At 60.0% G+C, this 295-nt stretch carries 1 protein-coding gene; it reads right to left on the bottom strand.

Annotated elements, in window-relative coordinates:
• The coding region (locus tag AB4140_RS19845; RefSeq protein WP_372002373.1) for an Ig-like domain-containing protein at positions 1-295 on the bottom strand (295 nt) is incomplete at both ends.

The following is a 295-nucleotide window of genomic DNA, read 5'->3' as shown; positions in this document are numbered from 1 at the left end:
GGCAACGCCGTCTTTGAGCACCACGATGCCCGCTGCCACCACATCGTCATCGATGTTGCCCAGCGAGAACGTCGGCGTCTTGTCATTGGTTAGGTTGTCTGTGTCGCTGTCGCCGCTGTCGCTCGACGCCACCAGATCGATGGTCGGTTTGCTGATATCGGTATCAACCTCGTAACCACCGTCTTTGTTGTCACCGCTTGCCTCTGTCGTCGCCGTGAACGGGTTGCCCGCTTCATCGGTGCCACTCACGCTCGCCACGATGGTGCTGTCCGCATCCGCAACTAACTCGCTGCCC

Origin of the sequence: Shewanella sp. 10N.286.51.B2 (assembly GCF_041469265.1) — a bacterium.
Lineage (GTDB): Bacteria > Pseudomonadota > Gammaproteobacteria > Enterobacterales > Shewanellaceae > Shewanella.
Note: the sequence above shows the minus strand (reverse complement) of the source record. Positions and strands in the feature narration are given on the sequence as shown.